General features: G+C 37.7%; 22 protein-coding genes. 6 read left to right on the forward strand and 16 right to left on the reverse strand.

The genetic code is table 11. The features are described from left to right. Nucleotides 1-5 precede the first annotated feature (5 nt). From hisB to AAOP42_RS18375, 8 genes are all read right to left on the reverse strand, one after another. Nucleotides 6-1,115 carry a bifunctional histidinol-phosphatase/imidazoleglycerol-phosphate dehydratase HisB gene (gene hisB / locus AAOP42_RS18340; RefSeq protein ID WP_349530027.1) on the reverse strand — a complete coding sequence of 370 codons (1,110 nt, stop codon included), beginning with the start codon at nucleotides 1,113-1,115 and terminating at the stop codon, nucleotides 6-8. After that, nucleotides 1,112-2,140: a histidinol-phosphate transaminase gene (hisC, locus tag AAOP42_RS18345; protein WP_349530028.1), complete on the reverse strand. Its 1,029-nt coding sequence runs from the start codon at nucleotides 2,138-2,140 to the stop codon at nucleotides 1,112-1,114. The genes hisB and hisC overlap by 4 nt, the downstream gene beginning before the upstream one ends. Then, complete coding sequence (hisD, locus tag AAOP42_RS18350) at nucleotides 2,140-3,426, reverse strand: histidinol dehydrogenase (protein ID WP_349530029.1); 1,287 nt, start codon at nucleotides 3,424-3,426, stop codon at nucleotides 2,140-2,142. The genes hisC and hisD overlap by 1 nt, the downstream gene beginning before the upstream one ends. Before the next feature lie 81 nt (nucleotides 3,427-3,507). Beyond that, nucleotides 3,508-4,365 carry an ATP phosphoribosyltransferase gene (hisG, locus tag AAOP42_RS18355; RefSeq protein WP_349530030.1) on the reverse strand — a complete coding sequence of 286 codons (858 nt, stop codon included), beginning with the start codon at nucleotides 4,363-4,365 and terminating at the stop codon, nucleotides 3,508-3,510. Between the two features lie 516 nt (nucleotides 4,366-4,881). Beyond that, on the reverse strand, nucleotides 4,882-5,121 hold the full coding sequence (locus tag AAOP42_RS18360) for a hypothetical protein (protein ID WP_349530031.1): 240 nt from the start codon (nucleotides 5,119-5,121) through the stop codon (nucleotides 4,882-4,884). A 116-nt stretch (nucleotides 5,122-5,237) separates the two neighbouring features. Further along, nucleotides 5,238-5,978 carry a ZIP family metal transporter gene (locus AAOP42_RS18365; protein ID WP_349530032.1) on the reverse strand — a complete coding sequence of 247 codons (741 nt, stop codon included), beginning with the start codon at nucleotides 5,976-5,978 and terminating at the stop codon, nucleotides 5,238-5,240. Continuing rightward, nucleotides 5,975-6,715, reverse strand: coding sequence for a class I SAM-dependent methyltransferase (locus AAOP42_RS18370; RefSeq protein WP_349530033.1), 741 nt, complete (start codon nucleotides 6,713-6,715; stop codon nucleotides 5,975-5,977). The genes AAOP42_RS18365 and AAOP42_RS18370 overlap by 4 nt, the downstream gene beginning before the upstream one ends. 46 nt (nucleotides 6,716-6,761) lie before the next feature. Next, on the reverse strand, nucleotides 6,762-7,787 hold the full coding sequence (locus tag AAOP42_RS18375) for an FAD:protein FMN transferase (RefSeq protein ID WP_349530034.1): 1,026 nt from the start codon (nucleotides 7,785-7,787) through the stop codon (nucleotides 6,762-6,764). A 136-nt stretch (nucleotides 7,788-7,923) separates the two neighbouring features. Here AAOP42_RS18375 and ruvB point away from each other — a divergent pair, with 136 nt between their 5' ends. The 4 genes from ruvB (at nucleotide 7,924) to AAOP42_RS18395 (ending at nucleotide 11,351) form a co-directional block, all read left to right on the forward strand. After that, a complete protein-coding gene (ruvB, locus tag AAOP42_RS18380) occupies nucleotides 7,924-8,952 on the forward strand; it encodes a Holliday junction branch migration DNA helicase RuvB (RefSeq protein WP_349530035.1) in 1,029 nt (342 codons plus the stop codon). Nucleotides 8,953-8,967: 15 nt separating this feature from the next. Continuing rightward, nucleotides 8,968-9,363 (forward strand): hypothetical protein, encoded by a 396-nt coding sequence (locus AAOP42_RS18385; RefSeq protein ID WP_349530036.1) that lies wholly within the window; start codon nucleotides 8,968-8,970, stop codon nucleotides 9,361-9,363. Further along, on the forward strand, nucleotides 9,360-10,154 hold the full coding sequence (locus AAOP42_RS18390) for a DnaJ domain-containing protein (RefSeq protein WP_349530037.1): 795 nt from the start codon (nucleotides 9,360-9,362) through the stop codon (nucleotides 10,152-10,154). The genes AAOP42_RS18385 and AAOP42_RS18390 overlap by 4 nt, the downstream gene beginning before the upstream one ends. A 75-nt stretch (nucleotides 10,155-10,229) precedes the next feature. Next, nucleotides 10,230-11,351 carry a lactonase family protein gene (locus AAOP42_RS18395; RefSeq protein ID WP_349530038.1) on the forward strand — a complete coding sequence of 374 codons (1,122 nt, stop codon included), beginning with the start codon at nucleotides 10,230-10,232 and terminating at the stop codon, nucleotides 11,349-11,351. A 172-nt stretch (nucleotides 11,352-11,523) separates the two neighbouring features. Here the strand turns inward: AAOP42_RS18395 and AAOP42_RS18400 are convergent, their stop codons facing one another. The 3 genes from AAOP42_RS18400 to AAOP42_RS18410 form a co-directional block, all read right to left on the reverse strand. After that, complete coding sequence (locus AAOP42_RS18400; protein WP_349530040.1) at nucleotides 11,524-13,755, reverse strand: WG repeat-containing protein; 2,232 nt, start codon at nucleotides 13,753-13,755, stop codon at nucleotides 11,524-11,526. A gap of 69 nt (nucleotides 13,756-13,824) precedes the next feature. Further along, complete coding sequence (gene hemA, locus AAOP42_RS18405) at nucleotides 13,825-15,099, reverse strand: glutamyl-tRNA reductase (protein ID WP_349530041.1); 1,275 nt, start codon at nucleotides 15,097-15,099, stop codon at nucleotides 13,825-13,827. A 169-nt stretch (nucleotides 15,100-15,268) separates the two neighbouring features. Continuing rightward, nucleotides 15,269-16,525 (reverse strand): hypothetical protein, encoded by a 1,257-nt coding sequence (locus tag AAOP42_RS18410; protein WP_349530042.1) that lies wholly within the window; start codon nucleotides 16,523-16,525, stop codon nucleotides 15,269-15,271. A 168-nt stretch (nucleotides 16,526-16,693) separates the two neighbouring features. On the opposite strand from AAOP42_RS18410, the gene AAOP42_RS18415 reads away from it, so the two are divergent. Both AAOP42_RS18415 and AAOP42_RS18420 read left to right on the forward strand, forming a co-directional pair. Further along, the gene (locus tag AAOP42_RS18415; RefSeq protein WP_349530043.1) at nucleotides 16,694-18,472 is read left to right on the forward strand and encodes an FAD-dependent oxidoreductase; all 1,779 of its coding nucleotides are present in this window, start codon (nucleotides 16,694-16,696) and stop codon (nucleotides 18,470-18,472) included. A 65-nt stretch (nucleotides 18,473-18,537) separates the two neighbouring features. Then, a complete protein-coding gene (locus AAOP42_RS18420; protein WP_349530044.1) occupies nucleotides 18,538-19,551 on the forward strand; it encodes a hypothetical protein in 1,014 nt (337 codons plus the stop codon). 14 nt (nucleotides 19,552-19,565) lie between these two features. Here AAOP42_RS18420 and AAOP42_RS18425 read toward each other — a convergent pair whose 3' ends face one another. From AAOP42_RS18425 to AAOP42_RS18445, 5 genes are all read right to left on the reverse strand, one after another. Then, on the reverse strand, nucleotides 19,566-20,564 hold the full coding sequence (locus AAOP42_RS18425) for a glycosyltransferase family 9 protein (protein ID WP_349530045.1): 999 nt from the start codon (nucleotides 20,562-20,564) through the stop codon (nucleotides 19,566-19,568). A gap of 47 nt (nucleotides 20,565-20,611) precedes the next feature. Beyond that, on the reverse strand, nucleotides 20,612-21,685 hold the full coding sequence (locus AAOP42_RS18430) for a nucleotidyl transferase AbiEii/AbiGii toxin family protein (protein WP_349530046.1): 1,074 nt from the start codon (nucleotides 21,683-21,685) through the stop codon (nucleotides 20,612-20,614). After that, the gene (locus AAOP42_RS18435) at nucleotides 21,682-22,377 is read right to left on the reverse strand and encodes a DUF6577 family protein (protein ID WP_349530047.1); all 696 of its coding nucleotides are present in this window, start codon (nucleotides 22,375-22,377) and stop codon (nucleotides 21,682-21,684) included. Before AAOP42_RS18435 ends, AAOP42_RS18430 begins: the two co-directional genes overlap by 4 nt. 220 nt (nucleotides 22,378-22,597) lie before the next feature. Further along, the gene (locus tag AAOP42_RS18440) at nucleotides 22,598-22,969 is read right to left on the reverse strand and encodes a hypothetical protein (RefSeq protein ID WP_349530048.1); all 372 of its coding nucleotides are present in this window, start codon (nucleotides 22,967-22,969) and stop codon (nucleotides 22,598-22,600) included. Beyond that, entirely contained in the window at nucleotides 22,966-23,511 is a 546-nt protein-coding gene (locus AAOP42_RS18445; RefSeq protein ID WP_349530049.1) for an RNA polymerase sigma factor, read from the reverse strand. Before AAOP42_RS18445 ends, AAOP42_RS18440 begins: the two co-directional genes overlap by 4 nt. Between the last annotated feature and the right edge of the window lie 4 nt (nucleotides 23,512-23,515).

Below are 23,515 nucleotides of genomic sequence, written 5' to 3' on the forward strand. Positions count from 1 at the left end.
TTGTTCTACAACATCCCTTTTGTTGACGGTAAAATCATTTTTTCCACATCCCGTTTTACTGACATTTTTATCGCTTTTGCCCAGGCTTTAAATATCGCTTCAATTTTGTGGTGTTCATTGACGCCTTCAGCCTTGATATTCAAATTGGATTTTGAGGCATCAGAGAATGATTTAAAAAAGTGAAAAAACATTTCAGTTGGCATTTTGCCTACCATTTCACGTTTAAATTCCGCATCCCACTCGATCCAATTGCGACCACCAAAGTCTATACCTACCTGCGCCAGACAATCATCCATTGGCAGACAGAAACCATAGCGCTCCATGCCCATTTTATTTCCTACAGCTTGCGTAAATGCTTCACCTAAAGCAATGGCTGTGTCCTCTATCGTATGGTGCTCATCTACTTCCAGATCACCGATCACTTTAATATCCAAATCGATCAGGCCATGTTTTCCCAATTGGTCGAGCATGTGGTCGAAAAACTTGATTCCGGTATCAATATTAGTTTTACCAGTACCATCCAGGTTCACAGATATTTCTATGTCCGTCTCGTGGGTTTTCCTTTTTATCGTTCCCGTCCTTTTTCCACCTTTTAGAAATTCATAAATTTTTTGCCAGCTCTGAGTTTGCAATACCTGCACCTCTTTGTCAAATGACGGTTCAGTATCCGAGGCTATAAAAATCCCCTTTGCTCCTAAATTTTTGGCCAATTGAATGTCTGTCAGTCGATCTCCAATGACAAAAGAATTGGCAAGATCATATTCATCGGTCATGTATTTTCCCATTAGCCCTACTCCCGGCTTTCTGGTTGGTAGGTTTTCTTCAGGAAAACTCTTGTCAATCAAAATGTCAGAAAAAACTACTCCTTCGTTTTCAAATGCTTTAAGCACTTTATTGTGGGCTGGCCAGAAAGTGTCTTCTGGAAATGAGTCCGTACCCAAACCATCCTGATTGGTAACCATCACCAACTCATAGTCCAATTCAGAAGCAATCCTGGATAGGTATTGAAACACGCCCGGATAAAATTCCAGCTTTTCCAGACTATCCAATTGATAATCTTCCGGTGGCTCAATGACAATAGTGCCATCCCGATCTATAAAAAGTGCTTTTTTCATATCTTTCTAAGTGCTTCAATCAATTTTTTATTTTCCTCCGGTGATCCAACCGTTATCCTCAAACAACCCTCACAATGCAACTCTTTGGAACGGTCTCTGACCACAATACCCTGATTCATTAAAGTATCAAATACCAATTTAGGGTTTTCAAATTGTGCAAGAAAAAAATTAGAATCCGATGGAATAATCTTTATTACCAACGGCAGTTCGATCATCGATGCTTCCAGATTTTTCTTCTCAAACAAAATTACCTTGAGGTTGTTAGAAAATTGAATTTCATCTTCTAAAACTTCCAATGCTTTGTTTTGTGTCAGCTGATTGATATTATATGGAGGCTTTATTTTATTCAAAATACCAATGATGTATTCTGAAGCGAAACAGATTCCCAACCTGATTCCAGCCAATCCCCATGCCTTTGACAAAGTCTGACAAACGATAAGGTTTGGAAATTCATTCAAACGAGTTGCCCAGCTTTTTTTATTCGTAAAATCAATATATGCTTCATCAATCACGACAATGCAATTCAACTCATTCAGCATTTTCTCGATGATCGCATCATCCAAGCTATTGCCTGACGGATTGTTGGGTGAACACACAAATATCAGTTTTGTTTGGGCATCTACTTTTGACTTGATGCCTTCAAAATCGAGACTGAAATCCTTATTTAGTGGAGCAATCCTATTTTCAACATTGTTGATACCGGCCAACACTTTGTACATACCGTAAGTCGGTGGAGACGTAATGATATTGTCTTGCAACGGTTCACAAAAAGCCCTGTAAATCAAATCCAATACTTCGTCACTGCCATTGCCAAGAAGGATATTCTTTTCAGAAACTCCCTTGAGCTGTGACAGCTTGGATTTCACCTTATTTTGGTAAGGATCTGGATACCTGTTCACTCCATTCTCGAATGGATTTTCATTGGCGTCCAAGTACACATCGGCGACACTGCTGAATTCATCTCGTGCAGAGGAATAAGGCAACAATGCCTTTACATTTTCCCGTATAAGTTTTGAAACATCCATTATCTCTTCAATTCAGCTAATCTCAATGTGACCGCATTTTTGTGCGCTTGCAGTCCTTCAGCTTCTGCCATCAGTTCTATAGCAGGCCCAATAGACTGAATGCCTTCCCTAGTGATTTTCTGAAAAGTAATTTTCTTCGTAAACGAATCCAGGTTTACCCCACTGTAGGCTTTTGCATATCCATTGGTCGGCAATGTATGGTTGGTGCCTGAAGCATAGTCGCCAGCGCTTTCGGGGGTATAACTGCCCACAAAAACGGATCCTGCACTAATCAGGTTTTCCATATAAAAATCTTCGTTTTCAGCAATCAAAATAAAATGCTCCGGACCATAGGCATTGATAAAGTCAATGATGTCCTGATCAGAATCAAAGCTAATCAGCTTTGAATTTTCAATTGCTTTGGTGGCTATGTCTTTTCTTGGAAGCAATTCAATTTGTTTGGAAACTTCCTCCTCTACTGCCTGAAGCATAGTTACTTCATTGGTTACAAAAATCACCTGACTGTCGCCACCATGCTCTGCCTGAGAAAGGAGGTCAGAAGCAATGAATGCTGGATTTCCTGTCTTATCCGACATCACCAATAATTCCGATGGGCCTGCAGGCATATCAATCGCCAAACCATATTGGGTGGCCAGTTGTTTGGCAGCCGTTACATATTGGTTGCCAGGTCCAAAAATTTTATCCACCTTAGGAATAGATTCCGTACCGAACGTAAGAGCCGCAATGGCCTGAATTCCTCCTACTTTGAAGATTTTATCAACTCCGGTGAGCTGAGCCGCATACAATATCTCATCTGCTACTTTTCCTTCCTGATTGGGAGGCGTACACAATACGATTTCTTTACATCCTGCTATTTTGGATGGTATTGCCAACATCAGCACAGTGGAAAACAATGGGGCGGTACCACCCGGTATGTAAATACCTACTTTTTCAATAGGCCTTGCTTCCTGCCAGCATTTTACACCTGGGGTAGTTTCCACTTCATTTATTTTCAATGCCTGTGAAGCATGAAACTTTTCAATGTTGTTTTTAGCCAATTCGATTGCAGACTTCAATTCTGATGAAACTCTTGAAACTGCCAACTCAATTTCTTGAATCGAGGCTTCTGCCAAAGAGAGCTCTACTTTGTCGAATTGCTTCGTATATTTTTTAACCGCACTGTCTCCTGCTGCTTTTACTTCCGTAAAAACACCTTCGACGGTTTCTCTTAAGTTGCTGTTATCAACTTCCGGCCTTTTGGTTATTTCTGACCAACTCGACCGTCCCGGATTTATAAGTTTTTCCATTTGATTTTGTTTTGACATCATTGCGAAGAACCAGGCAATCTATAAAATGGAGAGATAGCTCTACTATATCCGCAATAACGATTATAACACCATTTTTTCAATCGGGATAATAAGAATTCCTTCTGCACCTGCTTCTTTGAGTTTGTCTATGACTTCCCAAAATTTTTTCTCATCTATCACAGAGTGCAAAGAACTCCATCCTTCAATTGCCAACGGCATTACAGTCGGGCTTTTTAGTACCGGAAGCAAATCACTCACTTCTTGTATTTTGTCATTTGGCACATTCATCAAAACATATTTTGATGATTTGGCCCGCATCACAGACCGCAACCTGAACAAGAGTATATCCAACAGTTCTTGCTTTTCAGGACTTAGAAGGACACTTTTTACTAAGCAAGCATCTGAACTCAGGATTTCTTCTACTTCTTTTAGTCCGTTTTTAAAAAGGGTGCTTCCAGAGCTTACCAAATCGCAGATAACATCTGCCAGACCGATATTTGGTGCTATTTCTACAGATCCAGAAATGACATGGATTTCAGCTTCCACATTGTTTTTTTTGAGGTATTGGGTCAATGTGTTGGGATAGGAAGTTGCAATTTTTTTTCCTTGCAAAAACTGTGGCCCAGTATATTCTACCTCTTTTGGCACTGCCAATGAAAGACGGCATTTCGAAAAACCAAGGTGCTCAACAATTTCAACATTTTTATCTTTTTCAATCAACAGGTTTTCACCTACAATGGCGATATCCACCACGCCATCTTCCAGGTACTGAGGAATATCAGAATTTCTCAGGTAGAGTACATCAATGGGAAAATTGGTGGCGCTGGCTTTCAACTGGTCTATGCCATTGTCAATATAAATCCCACAGCTTTTGAGAATCCCAATAGAATCTTCATTGAGTCTTCCCGATTTTTGAATTGCAATCTTTAGTTTGTTCATTGTTTATAGTGTTGTACCTGAGTAATCCTTTGGAACAAAAAATCCCGCCTGATTGACTCAGACGGGATTAATAATATTTTTTTATAGATAAAACATCACCTCCACGGCTGAGCGCTACATGAAAAATGATGATGATGTTTTTGGATTCTTTTCATTGTCTTATTTTATGCTGGCAAATATAGAATCATAATTCTAATTATAAAATTTTAGGGTATTGAAAAATCTAAGATTAATCTATTGAAGCCAGTCTTATGTGATTACAAGGTCTTCAGGATTTTGTCGGCTATCCCAAATGGTATGAATTATGATGCTATCCTGGTTTACTTCATAATAGAAGACATAATTTTTGATTATCAATCCTCTATGTTTTTATTCCTAACTCAGGATAATCGATTAGCTTTTTGACTTCCTCATCGAAATTATGGTAAAGTTTAGTGGAATATGTATTGCTTTTGTTTCTTTTAGAATAGAATTCCAGAATGCTATAGAGTTTTATTTTAGCTCTGTGAGACCAAATTATTCTTCGCTTAGCCATTTTTCTATTTCTCCAGAAAGCTGATCATTTTCAATAAACAACCCTTTTTTCACTTCCTCTTGAGAAGCTACAATTTCATTTCTTGTTTCCAGAGAAAGTTTCAGAATTTGCTTTTTTTCAGATTTTGAATCAAGTATGATTTTTATGGCTTGAAGAAATGACGGATCTTCAATTTGAGAAATCTGGCCAATTAAAATATTTTGCAATTCTTTGGTATTCATTTCTTGGTGCTTTTGTCAAATTTACATGGAATCCATGATATAATCACAGACTAAACAGCTATTAAAAGCATCAATTGCAACTATTATGGTTTGATTCTGTACTCAATAGATCAGAATCAAACATACATCTCAGCCAAAACAGCTACTGCTGCCCCGCCAATGCTTACCAGTAATCTTTTGAAATTCCAATTGTGTTCAGGACTGGATTCTATAAAGATGGTTGTTGAGATATGAAGGAAATTTCCTCCAACAAATGCAAACAGGAAGAGCAAGCCAGCGTCTTCCATAAAACCTATCGTTTTAATGTAACTCCCGGCAATTAGCCCAAATGGTGATGCCAATGAAAACAACACCAAAAGAAATATTTGGAATTTTTTGTTGTCGAACTGGCAAGTAAGGACAGACATCAATGCCAATGCAGCCGGAATTTTGTGCAACACCACACCAATCAAGAGCGATCCCGATTTGCTCCCATGATCATGGAATATATTGGGGTATGCCAAAAATGTGCCTTCCAAAAATGCATGAAGACAAAGTGCTATCATAAGGGAATAACCTGCTACAGAAGTATGAGAGTGTTTGTGTGCATGCATGTGGCCATGCTCCACGCCTGAAGTAAAGTATTCCAGAAAGTTTTGAAAAAAGAAACCCAACAACACAAAAAGCCCTATGGACATGCCAGAAGCCTCGGACTGATACAACTCAGGGAGAATATGGATAATGGTAATGGAAAACAGGTAAGACCCACCAAAAATTAAAATCAGTTTTATATTGATGCCTTCTTTCTTGTCAAGCCCATAAACTAAGAGGCCACCGACCATGGCGCAAATAAATAATACGATAGAATTAAATATCATGATTGCTTTTCTACTAACATTATCAATCTCAACGATTTGTCCATTTGGTATGGGTTTAAGCTATAATCACCAAAAACATCCACAACCTTTAAATTAGTTCGCTCAAAGTACTCTAAAAATTCCACTCTGCGAATTGCTTTTACTTTTTCAAAAAAATGATACTGCTGTCCATGGTCTTCAATGTCAATCTTTTTGATCAAATACTCATCCTCAGTGTATTCCCGGGTGATCGTAAACTTTACATTATCAATTATTATTTCTTCTGCTTCCACCAAATGATTGATGACCACATAAGGATTCATAAAATCAATCAAGAGCTTTCCTCCGGTTTTCAAAGATTCAGCAGTAGTTTTGATCACGTTTAAATTGGCCTCTTTGGTATCCAAATAGCCAAAACTGGTAAATAAATTGAATATATACTGAAATGTATCCGGTTTATATACCTCCCGCATGTCGTGTTCTTCGAAATGCAAGGTAGCATTTTCACTTCTTTTTGCCAGTTCAATATTTTGAGAAGAAAGATCCACACCAGTCACATCAAACCCTTTTTTATTGAGGTAAATGGAATGTCTGCCTTTGCCACATGCCAAATCAAGGATTTTATCTCCCTGATGAATGTCCAGGTATTCAATAAGTCGATCTATGAAAATAGCAGCCTCTTCGTTATCACGATGCTGATAAAGAATGTGATAGTAGATAGAATCAAACCATTCGTCAAACCATTCTTTCTTTTGCATTAAGTTAATATATGTAAGTTGTTGAGAGTGTAAGTAAAGGACAATGTCAATTGATAAGTTCAACATAAGACTCGATCCCGGGAGAAGCGTAAGTCTTATAATTTCCTTCTTCATCTGTGTAAATAAAGAAGCCTTCCAGTCCATCTATTTTATTCACTAATTCCTTCGATTTTTCAAATCCGATAACCATACAGGCCGTAGCATAAGCATCCGCCAAAGTACAATTTTCTGCAAAAACAGATGCGCTCAGTAAATTGTGAAACGTTGTATATCCGGTGAAAGGACTTATGGTATGAGCTATCATTTTTCCATTTTCAATGTAGTAATTCCGGTAGTTGCCCGATGTGGCTATTGCCATATCTTTTATCGAAATCTTAGCCATCAATTCTACAGACCCTCTATCCAGTGTCGGCCTTTGTACACCGATCATCCAGGGTTTGTTGGCATCCGAGTTTCCCTTGCAGACTACTTCTCCGCCAATTTCTACCATATAATTCTCTACACCTTTCGTACCTAACAGATCAGCTACTACGTCTATGCCATTTCCCTTGGCAATAGCACTAAAATCCAGATACATTCCATTTTCTTTAGTTGCTTTTCTGCTGTCAAATATTACTTTGTCAAAACCAATTATTCTTAGAAGAGAATCCACCTTGGTACTATCCATGCCGGATTTTTTGTTTGGACCAAACCCCCAGGCATTGACCAAAGGACCAATGGTAGGGTCAAAGGCTCCTCCGGTATTTTCAAATACTTCCTTACTTGCTAAAAGCACCGGGTAAAAAAATGGAGATTCGAATGTTATCGAATTTTCCTGATTGAATCTGGAGATCTCTGAAGAGGGAATGTATGTAGATAAAGAATTGTTGAATGCGTCAAGTAGCGAGTCTATCTCGGGTTGGAAGTTTTTGCCCTCTGTGTCGAGGTATTTGATGGAATAGGGAATCGGCCCCATTGTTGTACCGGTAATATGAACCATCTGTAATGAATCATCTTCATTGGAAACAACTAATCTCCAAATCGCAAAAATTGCAACCAGAACCAATATTTTAATAATCCTTTTTTTGTCCATATTCCTTTATTTCGCCGCAATTTAGTCTTAAAAATCAAAAGAACGTATTTGGTATTTTAGAAATACAAATTGCCAGACCTTGATTTTGAAGGAAAACGCTATTTTTGAGGGCAATTCCAAAACAAATTTACATTGCATGAGAGAAGACTACCTCAATCCCGATGATGATGAAATGATCCCTGAAGAAAAAGAGTTTGAAAAAGCCCTTCGTCCTCTTAGTTTTGATGATTTCACGGGCCAGGCTAAGGTAGTTGACAACATAAAAGTTTTTGTACAAGCTGCCAAACAAAGAGAAGAACCTCTGGATCATGTGTTGCTTCATGGCCCTCCCGGATTGGGTAAAACGACCCTTTCTTTTATCATTGCCAATGAGCTTGGATCCAGCATCAAGGTCTCATCAGGTCCGGTACTGGATAAACCCGGTGATCTTGCCGGGCTTCTTACCAACCTGGAACCAAATGATGTGCTTTTTATTGACGAGATACATCGGTTAAATTCGGTTGTAGAAGAATATTTGTATTCTGCAATGGAGGATTACAAAATTGATATCATGCTCGATTCAGGACCAAATGCGAGATCGGTACAAATTGCGCTTAATCCTTTTACTTTAATTGGAGCAACTACACGTTCAGGATTGTTGACCTCTCCGCTTAGAGCCAGATTTGGTATCAATGCCCGTTTGGAATATTATGATGCACAATTGCTGTCTAAAATAATAAATCGTTCTTCTGCCATATTAAATACTCCAATAGAAAAGGACGCTTCCAGCGAAATAGCGCGTAGGAGCAGGGGAACTCCTAGGATAGCCAACAACCTGCTGAGAAGGACAAGAGACTTTGCCCAAATAAAAGGCAATGGTACGATCACCAGAGAAATATCCAAAATGACTCTTCAAGCTCTGGATGTAGATGAAAATGGTTTGGATCAAATGGATAACCGCATTTTGTCAACCATAATTTCAAAATTCAAAGGTGGGCCAGTAGGCCTATCTACTATCGCCACTGCTTGTGGAGAAGAAGCCGATACCATTGAGGAAGTTTATGAACCTTTCCTAATTATGGAGGGATACATCAAACGAACAAGTCGTGGCAGAGAAGCAACCGAACTTGCCTACAAGCATTTGAATGTAGTGCCACCTTCAAGAACAGGAACTTTATTTGATTGATATCAGAGCTAAGTCATGAAAATTATCAATCTCATATTCGGAGTTTCATTGCTGATAGTTTTCCTGATTACAGGATGGTATATGAAAGAAGTTTTAAAATCTGAGCATTTATTGGACTCTACTGTCCGAATGGAACTCCGAGCAAATCATATTTATATATTATTCATTTCATTACTCAACATGCTGTCTTTCAAAGTGAATTTGTCAGAAAGTACTATTTCTAAATACTGCAATCTCATTTTCCGTTTTCTACTGGTATTTGCCGGACTACTGGCTATAGCGGCATTTATTTATGACCATTCTGGCATATTAGAAGAAAGGATAAATACATTTTACCAAATACTCTTTTCACTTGTTGCTATTGGAGCTGTTGCTGTCAATGAGTTGTCATTACTAATAAAGGAAAAATGAGCAACGTATATCTTGAGAGACTAGAGCTAGCTCCGGGAGCAACAAAAAGTGAAATAAAATCTGCCTATAGACGACTTTCCAAAAAGTATCATCCTGACATCAACAAAAGCCCTGATGCACAAGAGCAATTTATAGCCATTAATGAGGCCTATAATTTTTTGACTGAGGTAGGCCCAACACCGCATCAGGAAGCAGTACCCTATGATTATGACCCCTACAAAAAGGAATATGAAGAAAGGCGCAAAAGAGCAAGAGCTTATGCCAATAAAAAGGCAGAAGAAGCACAAAGAAGGCAGGAAGAATCCATAAAATACGCCCTCGGAATATTTGATTCTATGGCTTACATCATATTGGCTTTCAATTTTTTGCTTTCAGCAGATTACTTTCTACCTGTAAGTCAAAATCAAGAAAAAATTATTTCTATTCTTGGCGTAAAGGAAGCTCTAAGAAGTGGCGTATCCAAATACCGATACGACGATATTGTATTTGAAAAAACAAAAATGAGGGTTGATATGGGGCAGCTGGTTGGGGACGTTTCTCCCATAGCTACAGTCTATACTACTCCCATATTTGGCACAGGCAGATTTGCTAATGTGGAGGTCAACAAGCAAAAGATTCAGGTACACCAGAGTTATGGTATTTATGTGGTTTTTGGATATTTCATACCAGCCATATTTTTTATTGCTCTGCTGTACCGTTTTATTTTAAAAACCTTAGACCACAAATTCACTCTGGCTATAGTGATGACAGGATTATTCGTATTTCAGCTCTATATGTTTTTCAAGTTTTAAAAGGATAAAAAACCAATTTTTAAAACACTTCTTCCCATTTGGTATTATTTTTAACTGTTCAAATAAAAAACGAAAATGAAATACTATCTCCTCACTTGTTTGGTTGTTTTAGCCACTTCTTTAAAAGCCCAAACGACCTATTTCTATGTGGGATCTGCCACTGAAGAAACACCAACACCTATATCTCTTTGTTCATTAGATCTGTCAAACGGAAAGCTGACCAAAATAAAATCTTTTGAAGGCACAAAATCATCCAGCTACTTATATGTTTCACCCAAGGAAGATTATTTGTATGCGGTAAATAGTGAAAATTTAGAAGGCAATTCGAAAAGTCATTCTGTTGCTTCATTCAAAATTGACAAAAAGACCAAAGGGCTCACTTTAATCAACAAACAATCGGTACAAGGAAGAGGAGCTTGTCATTTGTCTGTTACTTCTGACAACAAATTTTTGATGGTTGCCAATTATAGCAGTGGAAATATTGCGGTTTTACCAATAAATGAAGACGGTAGCCTGGAACCTGTTTCGTCTAACATCCAACATGCCGGAAGTGGGCCAGACAAAGAAAGGCAAGAAGGGCCTCATGCCCACTATATACAGTCTTCTGCGGATAACAAATACGTTTTTGCTGTGGACTTGGGTCTGGACAAAGTGATGAATTACCAACTCGATCCTTCCACTGGAAAACTTTCAGAAAATCCAAATCAGGCTTTTTTACAAGTTGATCCGGGAGTAGGGCCAAGGCACATGGTTTTTCACCCAAATGGAAAATTTGCTTACATTTTGAATGAATTGATGTCATCTGTATCCGCCTGTACCTATGATGCCAAAACAGGTGCATTTAAGGTGATAGAAACTCACCCGATGTTACCGAAAGACTTCACAGAATTCTCTAAAGCGGCAGCTATCAGAATTCATCCTTCTGGAAAATATCTTTATGGATCAAACCGTGGACACGATAGTATCGCAGTTTTTGAAATATTGAAAGATGGCAATATCAAACTGATCCAATCCTATCAGGAAGGAATAGAGTGGCCCAGAGATTTCAACATAGAATCCAAAGGGAAATACATGGTTTTGGGTAACAGAAATAAAAACGAAATCAGAACTTTTCTAATTGGAAAAGATGGCAAACTCACTACCACCGAAAATACACTAGAAATCGCTCAACCAACCAGCGTGCAGTTTTTGAAGTAATATGAAGAAAAAAGAATGCCCTTCCTGCGCTATGGAAGTGGATGCTAAAAGTATTGACTGTCCAATCTGTGGGTATGAGTTTCCAAGGAAAAACCGTTTGTTTCAGTTGATTGCCTTGCTGTTGGTTATTATGATTGTGCTGTTTTTGATATTCTAACTTTACCGGAGGTTGTTATTTCAGTTTTACGTCTTTCGGAGCGTTCATCACCTCTACAACCATGTACTTACCCTGACTTAAATAGGTAATATTACTGTACACCATGGGAATGGTAAACCTTCCCTGTTCATTCATTACCCCGAACATTCCCCTGCGTTTCACCACAACCTGGCCTTTGGCTACTTCGAGTACCTCGTTGTAGTCCGGAGATGTAATTTTTTTTACTGAAGAGTCGTACAAACCATACTTACCGTCAAGGGTTATATGAAATGAACCAAAGTCATTCCTGCTTATATGATCATATTTTGAATCCAAAAGGTACTTTCCGTCTTTATCAATCACTCCATATTTACCGTTTTCAATCACAATCGCAGTACCGTTGATGTAGTCAAACGATGATTCATAAACTGGTTGTACTCGTAGATTCTCTTCCTTATCAATGTAGCCCCAATTTCCACGAAGATAAAATGCCGCCATACCATCAGAAAATAACCTTATCGAATCATAACGATTGGCTACCCTGAGCCTGCCTTGCAAGTCAACAAATCCATATTTTCCATCGAGCCTGATGCCAACAAATTCTTCACTGATTCCCAGCACTTCTTCAAACCTTCCCGACAAGGAATAAAACCGATCACCATCTTTTGTAGCCAGACTTAGATAGTCTTGTTCTCTCGCTATCAATATGCTATCCTGAGAGGTAAAAGAAATTTCGTCAAAGATTGGTTGCTTCACGATCCTACCATCTCTCATCACAAACCCTGTTTTACCTTCTTCTGTTGTTTCTATAAAGCCACCATCATAAGGTTTTAATGTATTATAAGTTTGAAATATTACATTTCCATCATGATTGACCAGATCAATTCTGGATTTTAAGCGAGCCTCGGTTATGCCTTCTTTATGAATTATTATCTCATCGTAAACCGGTTCACAAATCCATTCTCCAAACTGATTGATGGTACCAAATCCGTCCAAAAAACTAACTTTTGAGGTCAGGTATTTGAAAGAAGTTACGCTATCAAATTTGTTGGCAATTACTTCATCTCCCTGAAAATCAATAAAACCCCAGAAACCCCTTCTTTTCACAGCAATCAGGCTCTCTGATTCAGGTTTTATATCATCGTATTTGTACTTTGTAATATTTCTCCCAAACTGGTTGGCAACAGACCACTTTCCATTTTCCATGAGATAAAAATAGCCATCGTCCGCAGAAATAGAATCGTACTCTAAAGCAATGAAATACTCCCCTTTTTCATTCAATACTCCAAAATTCTTACCCTTTGAAAAAACAACCTTATCATCTATACATTGCCTTATGACAATGTCATTACCTGATATCAGTTTATTGAAATTTCTATCTGCAATTGTCAGGTACTTGTTGAGATAAATGGCATAAAATGAATCGGAAATATTCACCAAAGAATCACAGTTGAACTGACGGTCTTTGGTATTCAACTTATCTACAATTGTATGTTCATTAAATTCTAAAACCTGTGCCCGGTCTCCATCAACTGAAATATTCTTAAAGCTTGGTTTCAATAGAAGGTTACCACTTTCATCTATCAGCCCGGCTTTCCCCGATTCAAAAATTTGTGCTTTTCCGTCTCTTATATAGCCTATACTGTCTAATGAAACCGGAACAACAATCTGTCCATTCTTATTGATAATGCCAGCTCTAAAATCATAGTCGTAAAAGACATACAAGTCATTCGCAAAATGACTGATTTTGCTATATTCTGTTTTTAGCAAAAATTGGTTTTTTTCATTCAAAAGGCCATAATTGGTTTTACCATCTTTTATCTCAGTAACAATTAAAGTATTTGCTATTTTATCAATAGATGAATATTTAAAATCTACTACGGCATTGCCTTTTGAATTAAGAGCTCCGTAGTATAAGTGATTGGAATATGCTCCTTTTTTCGATGCTATGATAAGATCCTTATGAACAGGCCTGAGTTCGTAATAATCAGGAGAAGTAATCACTTTATTTTTTGCAGTAATGATGCCCCAGTTGTTGTCATAGTACCCGATCACATTGTCCACGAACATATCGAGACTATCACTCCAACCTAGCTGTTCATATTCCGCAGGAACAAGAACCTCTCCGTTAGAATCTTTCACTCCGGAAAGATTGTTCTCCTTAAATACTTTAGGATCAGTCTGAGCCTTTAGTTCCAATGAGCAGAAAAATGCACAAAAAAAGAAAAGTAAAATAAAATTTCTCAGGTATTCAGTAAAACGATTCAATTGGTATGGAGATAATATTTTGAAAAATGCCAGAGCGCAATTTTTGTGCCGTATTGCCACACCAACCGTTTATTTCTTAACCTTGTCTGGTTGAGCCTCCAGATTAAACAGGTCATTGAGCACGTCAATAAGAGATTCAGCTTCTCCTCTTTTACATGCTGCCTTCAATTGTAGAATAGGAAGTTTGATTATTTTTTGCATCATACTTTTTGTCACCTTTTCAAGCATTTCGGATTCTTTATCATTCAATCCTTTTATGTGTCGGGCCACTTCACTTTGCCTGATCTCTTCCAGCGCATTGCTTAGTTTATTGATTACAGGAGACACTTCCATTTCTTTCGACCACTCGTTAAAATCGTCGATGGCCAGATTTATAATGGCTTTTACATCTGGTATGGCAGCTAGTCTTTTTTCCAACGCAACCGACGCTTTACTTTGGATGTTGTCTATATTGTATAAAAGCACACCTGGAATATCTTCAACATTTTGTTCAATACTCCTTGGTACTGACAAATCAAACAAATACTTGTGGCTAAGTACCTCATTGTTTTTAAACAATGATTTGGTAATGATAGGGTCATTCGCTGCTATAGACGATATGATAACATCAAATTCAGTTGCTTTTTCTTTGAATTCCGAAAACGCTATAGTACCATATCCACATTCGTCAGCCAAAGCTTTAGCTGTTTCAAATGTTCTGTTGCACACAAGTACGTTCTTATTCTTAATGTTTTCGAGATTACGACAAACATCTTCACCTATTTCTCCAAGCCCTAATACCAAAATATTGGGACATTCCAGATTAACGGTTAATTCGTTGACCAAATCTACTGTGACATAAGATACTGAAGCAGCACCATCTCTGAATGCCGTCTCCTGAACCACCCTTTTATTTGTATAAAAAATGGTGTGCATCAGCCTGTGCAAAAAAGGCCCTGCCATATTTTCATCAGCAGACCATTGATAGGCATTTTTTACCTGATTGATGATTTGCAAATCTCCTACCACCTGAGCTTCCAGGCCAATAGACACGTAAAATAAGTGCTCAACTGCTTCTGAATAGTCGTTGTATTCTATAAAGTAATCGCTAAAATCAGCAATATTCTTTATGTTTCTTTCCAGCCCAATGAGCTTAATTATGTCTTCAGAAAGGTTGTTGGGAGAAGTATAATATATTTCTGTTCTGTTGCAGGTAGAAACTACAAGTGCCTCCGAAATATCAGTGAACTCGTCAAAATAGCGCAAAATTCTTTTACATGCCTGCTCGTCAAATGCCACCAATTCCCGTACTCCCAAAGGAGCATTCTTAAAAGAAAGGCTTATGGCTTTGAAATTTTTGTGCATAGTAAAAAGTAATCCGGTTTGCAAAACTAAGTCAAAAACAGAAATATCATACCCAGAGCACTAATTTATCTAAAATATTTTTAGAACAGAGACTCCTCAGGAGGTTAAAATTAGACGTGATATGGTCTTTTTTGTTTCTGATTGATAAAAAGAATTATCGCAGCATTGTTTAAAGCCCTTCCAACTCCGAACTCTTAACAGCTCCCCCTACCCCGGAAAAGATGTATGCTATACCTTTAATCCTACCTAAAGACTTCTGATACTTCTGCTCCAGAAGTAAAGAATCTTCATAGAAAACAGAAACATTCCTATTTTGGTTGTTAATTGTCACTTTTTGGAAGTCTAAAAAGTCCTTTCCAAAAGCAGATAAATCCTGATCGGCTCCATTTAAAGAGACTTCACTAAACTGTAAGTCCACCCACTTGGAACAACCCTCACGAAGAAAATACAGTCTGATTTCTCCATATTCCCCAATAATATTAATCTTAACATGATTACATCTTGCAGATATTATTTCATGATCATTGAGAAGTTCTGATACTAACTGGAAATTATCGCCATCTATTTCAGATCTCTGAAAATTAGCATATTGCACCCAATACATTTTCGTTGTGTCAATACCTTTGTTTCCGGGCATGTTGTCTTCAATACTCATAACTCCAGAGGTTGAATCCTGAAAATCATAAACCGGAAGGTATTCCGTATGACCATCCCGCCAGAAAAAAGTATATGCCTCCCATCCATCAGTAGTCAAATAAACAGCTGTATCATAAACCGATTCTTTATCAATCATCATATTAACATGGTAATACCCCGGCCCTCTGTAATAATGCGATATGGTATTCTTTTTTTTGTCAAGCCTTTGGCGAGGTGTTTCATCACCAAAATCCAGGAAAACACTATCTGTCCGAATTTGAGATATATCATAGTCGAAGATGGCAGTATGGTAAGCATTGCCAGTCAGGTATTTGCCTTTTATAGAAAAAACATGTGGGTCTTTGTGCTTGCTCTCCGGCCAAAAAACAAAGACCAATAAAACCAGTACTATTGGTATTATGATTTTAACTACAGTAAACTTTCTTTGTTGAATGGGAATAATATGAACTGGCTTGTTTTCTATTACTACCAGCTCATTAGAAGGCAATGGATTTTCATATTTATAATGAGACCAACTCGTATAACCCAGAAAAACGGCCAACGCATCTTTTGTAGCCAATTGAGGACTGTACTGCTCCGCCGTTTTCACTTTTCCAAAAACCCTCTTCAGGGTATCGGCACTTATTCGCACATTAGAAGACCTCTTTATCTCATTGCTAAGATCAATAAAATTGCTGTTTTTCCAGTCAACAGGATTTCCCCAGCATAGCTTATCTTCAACCTCTAAAGCTATGTTTGTCAGGTATTTCAGCTCATTGGAGTGGCTCATTTGCTAGCTGTAATGTCGAAATATAAATGATATAACTATCAAATAATCAAATATATAACTTAAGCATATCTTTTGCTCCATCTATGCTTAAGTTTATCTTTTGAATCTCCGGAAAAGAACCCTAAACTAGCATTATAATTCTAAACAAAAAGTACAAATTCACTTATCATGAAACAACTATTTCAAACCATCATTCTTTTCTCATTGACATGGACGCTTCAAGCTCAAAACCAACTGCTGGTAGAAGCGGAATCTTTCATAGACAAAGGAGGTTGGGTTACCGATCCCCAATTTGTAGAGCAAATGGGTTCTCCTTATTTGATGGCGCATGGAATGGGCGAAAAAGTGGCGAATGCTACAACCAAGGTCAAGTTTAAGGATACGGGTGAATACCACGTATGGGTAAGAACCAAAAACTGGGTACCGGGAAAATGGGCCGCACCAGGTCAGTTTCAATTGATGGTAGAAGGGGTAGCACTAAAAACTACATTTGGCATAACTCCCGGATGGACATGGGAATATGGCGGAACAGTTGATATCAAGTCTAAAAAAGCAGAAATACAGCTGGTAGATTTGACTGGGTTTAATGGCAGATGTGATGCGATCTATTTCAGTCAAACCAAAGAGCAACCTCCCGCTTCAGGAGAAGTTCTTTCTATGTGGCGAAAAGGAAAATTAAGTGAAACACCTGCACCAGAAACTGAAAAAACTTATGATCTCGTAATCACAGGTGGTGGTTTGGCAGGGTGTGCGGCAGCAATAGCTGCCGCAGAGCAAGGCCTTAATGTCGCATTGATTCATGACAGGCCTCTGTTAGGTGGGAATGCAAGCAGTGAAATACGTGTACATACTTTAGGGATTTACGGAAAATTTGAACGGATTCTAAAATTGATCGATACCAAACATTATCCCAATGGTTCTTCTGAAGCCAAGCTTGATCAGGAGAAAAGGGATAGGAATATGAAAAACATCAAAAACGTCACTTTGTTTTTAAACTGGAGGGCTTATGATGCCAAAGCAACCAACGACAGAATAGAATATGTGGATGCCAGAAACACTACCACGGGAGAAAGAATGCGTTTTAGAGCTCCCCGTTTTGTGGACTCAACCGGGGACGGTTGGATAGGATTCTGGGCTGGTGCTGAGTTTTCTTATGGTAGAGAAAGTGTAGATACTTATGGTGAAGAATGGGAAAAATGGGGCGAATTGTGGAGTCCAGAAGAGGCGGACAACTTTGTAATGGGATCGTCAGTATTGTGGCAAACAGAGAAGAAGGATACACCTCAATCATTTCCCGTTTTGCCTTGGGCAAAAGATGTATCGAATGACCATGTTGCTATTGCTGGAGAATGGTATTGGGAGTTTTCAAGAAATGACTTGCACCAGATTCATGATGCAGAGGAAATCAGGGATCACATGCTAAGGGCAATATATGGATCTTTTTCCAACGCCAAAAGGTTAAGTGAAAATGAGAAGTACAAACTGGAATGGGTGTCCTATCTTGTCGGGAAACGTGAATCAAGGCGTCTGGTAGGTGACCATGTGTTTACATTCAATGATGTGACCAACTATACAAAATTTCCTGATTCGGTGGTGATGGAAAAAAGAGAAGTAGATGTGCATTTTCAGCAAAACCTACAGGATGCTTCTAAACCGGACTTTCTTTCCAAAGCCCTTTTTTATCATACAGACAAGTACTATATTCCTTACAGAAGCTTGTACTCTAAAAACATTTCCAACCTATTTATGGCTGGGCGTAATTTTAGCTGTTCCCATGTTGGGCTTGGTGGACCAAGGGTAATGTTAACAACCGGACAAATGGGAGCTGCCGTTGGATTTGCAGCCTATTTATGTAAAAAATACAATGTCGAGCCTCGTGAGATTTATACCAAATACCTCAAAGAATACATGGAATTAATAGAAAATCAGCAGTGGACTCAGGGTTAAAGCTATTTATATTAATATCTACTTTATGGGGTTTTCAGACATCAGAAAAAACCGAATATAATCCCATGTTTTTTCTGATGTCTGAGGAGTTCAAAGAAATCACTCAGGAAAAACAAATTTTCACCTTCACCTACGCAGACACTTCATTTGTCCACAAGATGAGCTTGTTGTCCAATGAAAAAAGCGAGCCCAGGTTGTTTTTTTCCGACCTGGAAACATCCGTATGTGCAGACGGAGAATGCAGACTAGCAAACATCCAAGTCTATTGGAATCTACTTGGCAACTATGTGGGTTATGGTACACACCCAAAATTTCCCCTCACCAAATTCGAACATGACCCTTTTGACGAAGATGATTTTGCCAAACTCAATCAATTGCTTTCCGACAGCCATTCCATTCTGGAAAGAAAAGAAATATCCGACCTGACAGAGAAAGTACCTGCCAAATCGTCCAAAAACACTCATGGTGATGTTGATGGGGTTTCTAGCGCCACAAAAAAAGAGATAAAAGAATCGGTTGTTGCTGGGGGTTTGTATTCCTGCTATACCTTTTGGCATTTGGTGCATGGTGATGTCAGGAAAAAAATGACCGCTTTCCTCGACTCCATTTATTCAGATTCTCTCAACAATTATTTTTTGTATTCGCCATACAGAGACTATCAAAACCACGCTTTAAAGCAACTTGATTCCTTGGGTTTTACCACCCATATCACCCAAATTGCTAAAATATACAAAGAGACTCAACCCATGACCAGGGCATATATTCTTAAAAAAATGCCTGATAGGTTATTGAAAGAACAAAATGTAACCCAACAATTTTACGGTGCTTTCTCTATGGTTGACATCAATACCAGAACCCAGTTAATCAAAAAAGTAGCTGCCGCCTATCCGGAAGCCGTTGAATTATTGTCAAAACACCTTTCAGAAATGACCAAAAACCAACTTAGGTTTTATCTTGATTTTCTGAATGATCACTCAGAAAATATAAACCAAACGGTCAAAGACAATTTGCATAGTACCAGTCTTTCACAGGAATATACTTATGGCTATTTAATCAGGGAATTTTTGGATAGTAAATAACCATAAAGGCCAGCTCAAAACATGAATTCAATCTTATGCACTATTGATTCCGGTGTGATATTATTCATGCAGGCAAAATCATCTCGAAAACAAGGTTTGTTTCCAAAAACAGAGCAGGGTCGGCAAGACAATTCCGTTTCAGGGATTTGAATAAAATGATCATCCTGATTTTGACCAAACCCTGCAAATCCGGCATAAGGATGAGTCGCTCCCCAAATGGAAATGACCTTAGTCTTTGTCAAAGCAGCCATGTGCATGTTGGCTGAGTCCATGCTCAACACTGCATCCATTTCATTGAGCAAACCCAGTTCTTCGATCAGAGAATATTGTCCGATTAGGTTTGTTATACTCTCATTGTTTTTGCAAAGGCTATCTGCCAAAATTTTCTCCTGATCTCCTCCTCCGAAAACAAAAATCCGAAATCCTTTTTCGCTCAACAAATTGATGACGGATTGCATCTTTTCTATCGGATACATCTTTTGCTGGTGCTGGGCAAATGGCGCAATACCAATCCATGGTTTGGTTTTATCACCCAAAGTATTAGCTAAGTCTTTAGGAATTGAAAACCTGTCTTTTTTCACATCAGCTATTGAAAGATCTACTTCAAACCCAGCCGACCTAAAAACATCTGCATACCTTTCTGTGGTATGTTTCAGTTGCTTAAACTCCTTTTCTACTTTTGAAGTCAACGCCTTCTTTTCCTTTCTTCCTTTTTCAATATGGAATGTAGGGATGCCGAAAAGTTTAAAAAATGTTCTCAGGATTTTTGACCTCAACACGTCATGCAAATCAAGAACTGCATCCCATGTTGTAATGGAGTTGATTTCTTTAAATAGACGGTAAAGACCTCTAATTCCTTTGTGCTCTCCATACAAATCAGGCGTAACAAATTCCACTTCCAATCCATTAAACAATGGTATAAATGCCTTTCTGGTAACCACAGTGATTTTCACAGATGGGTTTTGCCGGAGTACTGCTGCTACCACAGGGACAGTCATAGCCACATCGCCCATGGCAGAAAGCCGGATTACAAGTATGTTTTTGTGTATGTTGATAACTGTTAAAGTTTATGTATCACTAATTCAAATATTTTATACCAGTAGAAAAATGCTTCGGGGTTGGACTTTTTTAATCGGTTTAGCCTTGGCCAAAAAGGTTCTCCAATTGTCCAATCTTTCATGATAACAGGGTTTTTAAATTTTTCAATCTCTGCTTTCCCAGCTTTGATCAACGCAGCTATATAAGCTGCTTTTGATGCGAAGGTGATTGCCCTGTCGATATGAAATGACTCAGAGAAAATAAATCTGGAAACACGTTGAATACCATTTTGAAGATGATCAAAATCACCTTTTCCTTCGACACCTCTGCTTACCAAACAAAGTGAAGTTTGCTGGATATCTTCTAGTACATTACTGACTGTTAATTTTGATTGATTTCTGTATTCAAGTTCAGTAGATGCAAAGTTTTCGAATGTTTTTCTGACAAGGGCTCCATCTTTAGCAATGTCTAGGAGATTTCCTATATCATAGAGTTGTTTCATGATTTCCATACTCATACTGGTTTCACCTTTGAAATAAGGAATTCCTGTGGAGTTAGGAGCATAAGCTGTTAATTTATCACCGAGAATGTCTTCTATAGAAGGTACGTTAACTTGAATCGAATCACCCTCGGTAATGACAAATTTGGAGATTATTGGAATCTGATTGACTTTCGAGTAACCCACTTTTTCGAATAAAATATCCAGCAAAATACTTTCTTCACCAACTTGTGTTTTATGTATAGGCTGGTAAAAAAACTTGTAGTGAGCCTTATGAATATTAGTTGAAGTTTTGCGTTCCTGAAGTTCAAACCGGCTAAAATCTTGCTCTTCCAGCAATGCCATAAAAGTATTTTCTAGATTTTTCGGCTTATTTTCAATAATGATATCAATGTCTATTGAAAGCCTTTTAGAAGAATCAAGAATGAGCATTAAAGCTGTACCTCCTTTAAATACAAAATCTAAATTTTGCTTAACCAATCCTTCCAAGAGCATAAGTGCTCTAATAACCTTTTCTACAAGAATCTTATCAGCCTTTCTATTAGCTGAAGATACTTTGGTGATCCAATCGATATGTAATGAATCTTTACTTATCATTTCAAATTAGTGGCAGCAATCTGGTAGTGCTGCCGATATTTAGAGACCTCATTTAAATAATTATCCAGTTCCTTTTTTTTCCTTCTTCTGCTCGCATAGCGTAACATCTTACTCTCACTGATTGTATATTTTTCAAATGCCCCATGAAATATCTGATTCATTTCAGAACCCTGCTGTGCGTTAAATATCACTGGATCACAAAATATATCGACAAGTAACTTTTCTATTGTAACTGTTGGAACACCATTTACTTTTTGAATTGGAGCTTCAGACACAAGTGATTTCACAATCCATGATTCCTTTTCATCAATCATATATCTTCTTATCAACTCCTCAGAAGGCTCCATATAAACAGAATAGTTTCGATCCTTCAAGTAATAGAAAATGCTTTCCACGGCATCTTTATCAACCTCAAGTAATTGATAATACTTTCCAGGTTGATGGAGCATGAATTCGTTAATCACTGATGTGTTCCAAAGACATACAGCTAAAAAAGGAAAGTCTGACTTAATCTTTTTATATACAGAAACCAACTTGCTCGATAATTCGGGGATATAGGCATCCCCTTTACCAAGTGTAAATTTCCCCCTACCAATTCTATTTAAAATACCTTCTTGGACAAGATTATAGATTCGCCAATTGACCGTGGTTTTAGTGACTTCATGATCAATAGTTCGATAGAATTCTATCAAATCAGTATTTGAAAATGTCTGAATTGACCTGAACCGATCCTTAATACTGTCAATATGGAGTTTGTTTTCTGCGATAATAGCTCATTTATTTCATCAAAAATACAAAACTATATTTTGGCATCAAAGTATTATTGCTGCCGATACTTAGATTGTAAGTGTCCAAGGGTAAATTTTAACTTTTTTTGGTTTTTTACCGTGGCTTTGAGCGTGGTTAAAACCGCTATATTCTATATTCCGTTTTGGGAGTCGCTCTATTCTTTTCCATAAATTTTAAATATGAATTGATTACAAAATCTATTAGAATCAAAACGATTAAAACAAGCATCGCTTGAGTAACTAAGAAGATATCCTTTCCGAATGTTTCAGTAACAATTGTTCTTATTTCGTAGATAAAAATGCCACTTAAGATACCTGCTAAAGTGGCAATTAGGGCAAAAACAAGAGAGATTAAATAGTTAGCTCTGATTGATTTTTTACTGACATGGTTCTTGATTTCACGCATTACATCATTTTCAAAATGCACTGATGGGCTTTGCAAGATGTTTTTTTTCATTAAATCATGAAATATGCTGTCCTCTTGAAATCGTTTCATATCTGATTATTATTTAAAACGTTATTAAAAGCTTTATACATATTTTTCCGTGCTCTAAACAGAGTCACTTTTACTTTGGATCTTGACCATCCAGTGATATTAATTACTTCATTAATATTTTCTTCTTCAAGATAAAACAACCTTAGCACTAGGCTTTCGTCTGAAGTTAGCATTTCAAGAGCTTTGTTAATGACAAATTGTTGTTCTTTCTGATGTAGTGAAGATAGAATACTCTCATCTTCTAAATCATCCTGAAGGTTTTCATCGAGCGTGAGAATTTCTACTTTGGTTTTCTTTAATTTTTTCAAAGCTTCATTATAAGCAATCTTGTAAATCCACGTACTAAATTTGGAATTCCTATTAAAATTTTTCAAAGCTTTGAAAGCATTAACGAATACATCTTGAGTTACTTCCTCGGCAATTAAATGGTCTTTAACAATGGATAGTGTGATGGAATACACCAAGTTTTTGTACTTATTAACAAAATACCGGAAGGCATCTGAGTTTCCAGCTAGTATTTTACCTATGTAAAGATCATCCATTCGT

Origin of the sequence: Reichenbachiella sp. MALMAid0571, assembly GCF_040151475.1 — a bacterium.
Lineage (GTDB): Bacteria > Bacteroidota > Bacteroidia > Cytophagales > Cyclobacteriaceae > CAXBNB01.

What these genes read in the sequence shown, in the direction of transcription:
- AAOP42_RS18375 (WP_349530034.1), bottom strand. Translation starts at nt 7,787, where the DNA reads ATGGACAAAAAAAGGATTATTAAAATATTGGTTCTGGTTGCAATTTTT.
- AAOP42_RS18395 (WP_349530038.1), top strand. Translation starts at nt 10,230, where the DNA reads ATGAAATACTATCTCCTCACTTGTTTGGTTGTTTTAGCCACTTCTTTA.
- hisC (WP_349530028.1), bottom strand. Translation starts at nt 2,140, where the DNA reads ATGGATGTTTCAAAACTTATACGGGAAAATGTAAAGGCATTGTTGCCT.
- hisG (WP_349530030.1), bottom strand. Translation starts at nt 4,365, where the DNA reads ATGAACAAACTAAAGATTGCAATTCAAAAATCGGGAAGACTCAATGAA.
- AAOP42_RS18360 (WP_349530031.1), bottom strand. Translation starts at nt 5,121, where the DNA reads ATGAATACCAAAGAATTGCAAAATATTTTAATTGGCCAGATTTCTCAA.
- AAOP42_RS18390 (WP_349530037.1), top strand. Translation starts at nt 9,360, where the DNA reads ATGAGCAACGTATATCTTGAGAGACTAGAGCTAGCTCCGGGAGCAACA.
- AAOP42_RS18370 (WP_349530033.1), bottom strand. Translation starts at nt 6,715, where the DNA reads ATGCAAAAGAAAGAATGGTTTGACGAATGGTTTGATTCTATCTACTAT.
- hisB (WP_349530027.1), bottom strand. Translation starts at nt 1,115, where the DNA reads ATGAAAAAAGCACTTTTTATAGATCGGGATGGCACTATTGTCATTGAG.
- AAOP42_RS18415 (WP_349530043.1), top strand. Translation starts at nt 16,694, where the DNA reads ATGAAACAACTATTTCAAACCATCATTCTTTTCTCATTGACATGGACG.
- AAOP42_RS18445 (WP_349530049.1), bottom strand. Translation starts at nt 23,511, where the DNA reads ATGGATGATCTTTACATAGGTAAAATACTAGCTGGAAACTCAGATGCC.
- AAOP42_RS18425 (WP_349530045.1), bottom strand. Translation starts at nt 20,564, where the DNA reads ATGGGCGATGTGGCTATGACTGTCCCTGTGGTAGCAGCAGTACTCCGG.
- AAOP42_RS18385 (WP_349530036.1), top strand. Translation starts at nt 8,968, where the DNA reads ATGAAAATTATCAATCTCATATTCGGAGTTTCATTGCTGATAGTTTTC.
- hemA (WP_349530041.1), bottom strand. Translation starts at nt 15,099, where the DNA reads ATGCACAAAAATTTCAAAGCCATAAGCCTTTCTTTTAAGAATGCTCCT.
- hisD (WP_349530029.1), bottom strand. Translation starts at nt 3,426, where the DNA reads ATGGAAAAACTTATAAATCCGGGACGGTCGAGTTGGTCAGAAATAACC.
- AAOP42_RS18410 (WP_349530042.1), bottom strand. Translation starts at nt 16,525, where the DNA reads ATGAGCCACTCCAATGAGCTGAAATACCTGACAAACATAGCTTTAGAG.
- AAOP42_RS18420 (WP_349530044.1), top strand. Translation starts at nt 18,538, where the DNA reads ATGTTTTTTCTGATGTCTGAGGAGTTCAAAGAAATCACTCAGGAAAAA.
- AAOP42_RS18365 (WP_349530032.1), bottom strand. Translation starts at nt 5,978, where the DNA reads ATGATATTTAATTCTATCGTATTATTTATTTGCGCCATGGTCGGTGGC.
- AAOP42_RS18430 (WP_349530046.1), bottom strand. Translation starts at nt 21,685, where the DNA reads ATGATAAGTAAAGATTCATTACATATCGATTGGATCACCAAAGTATCT.
- AAOP42_RS18440 (WP_349530048.1), bottom strand. Translation starts at nt 22,969, where the DNA reads ATGAAACGATTTCAAGAGGACAGCATATTTCATGATTTAATGAAAAAA.
- ruvB (WP_349530035.1), top strand. Translation starts at nt 7,924, where the DNA reads ATGAGAGAAGACTACCTCAATCCCGATGATGATGAAATGATCCCTGAA.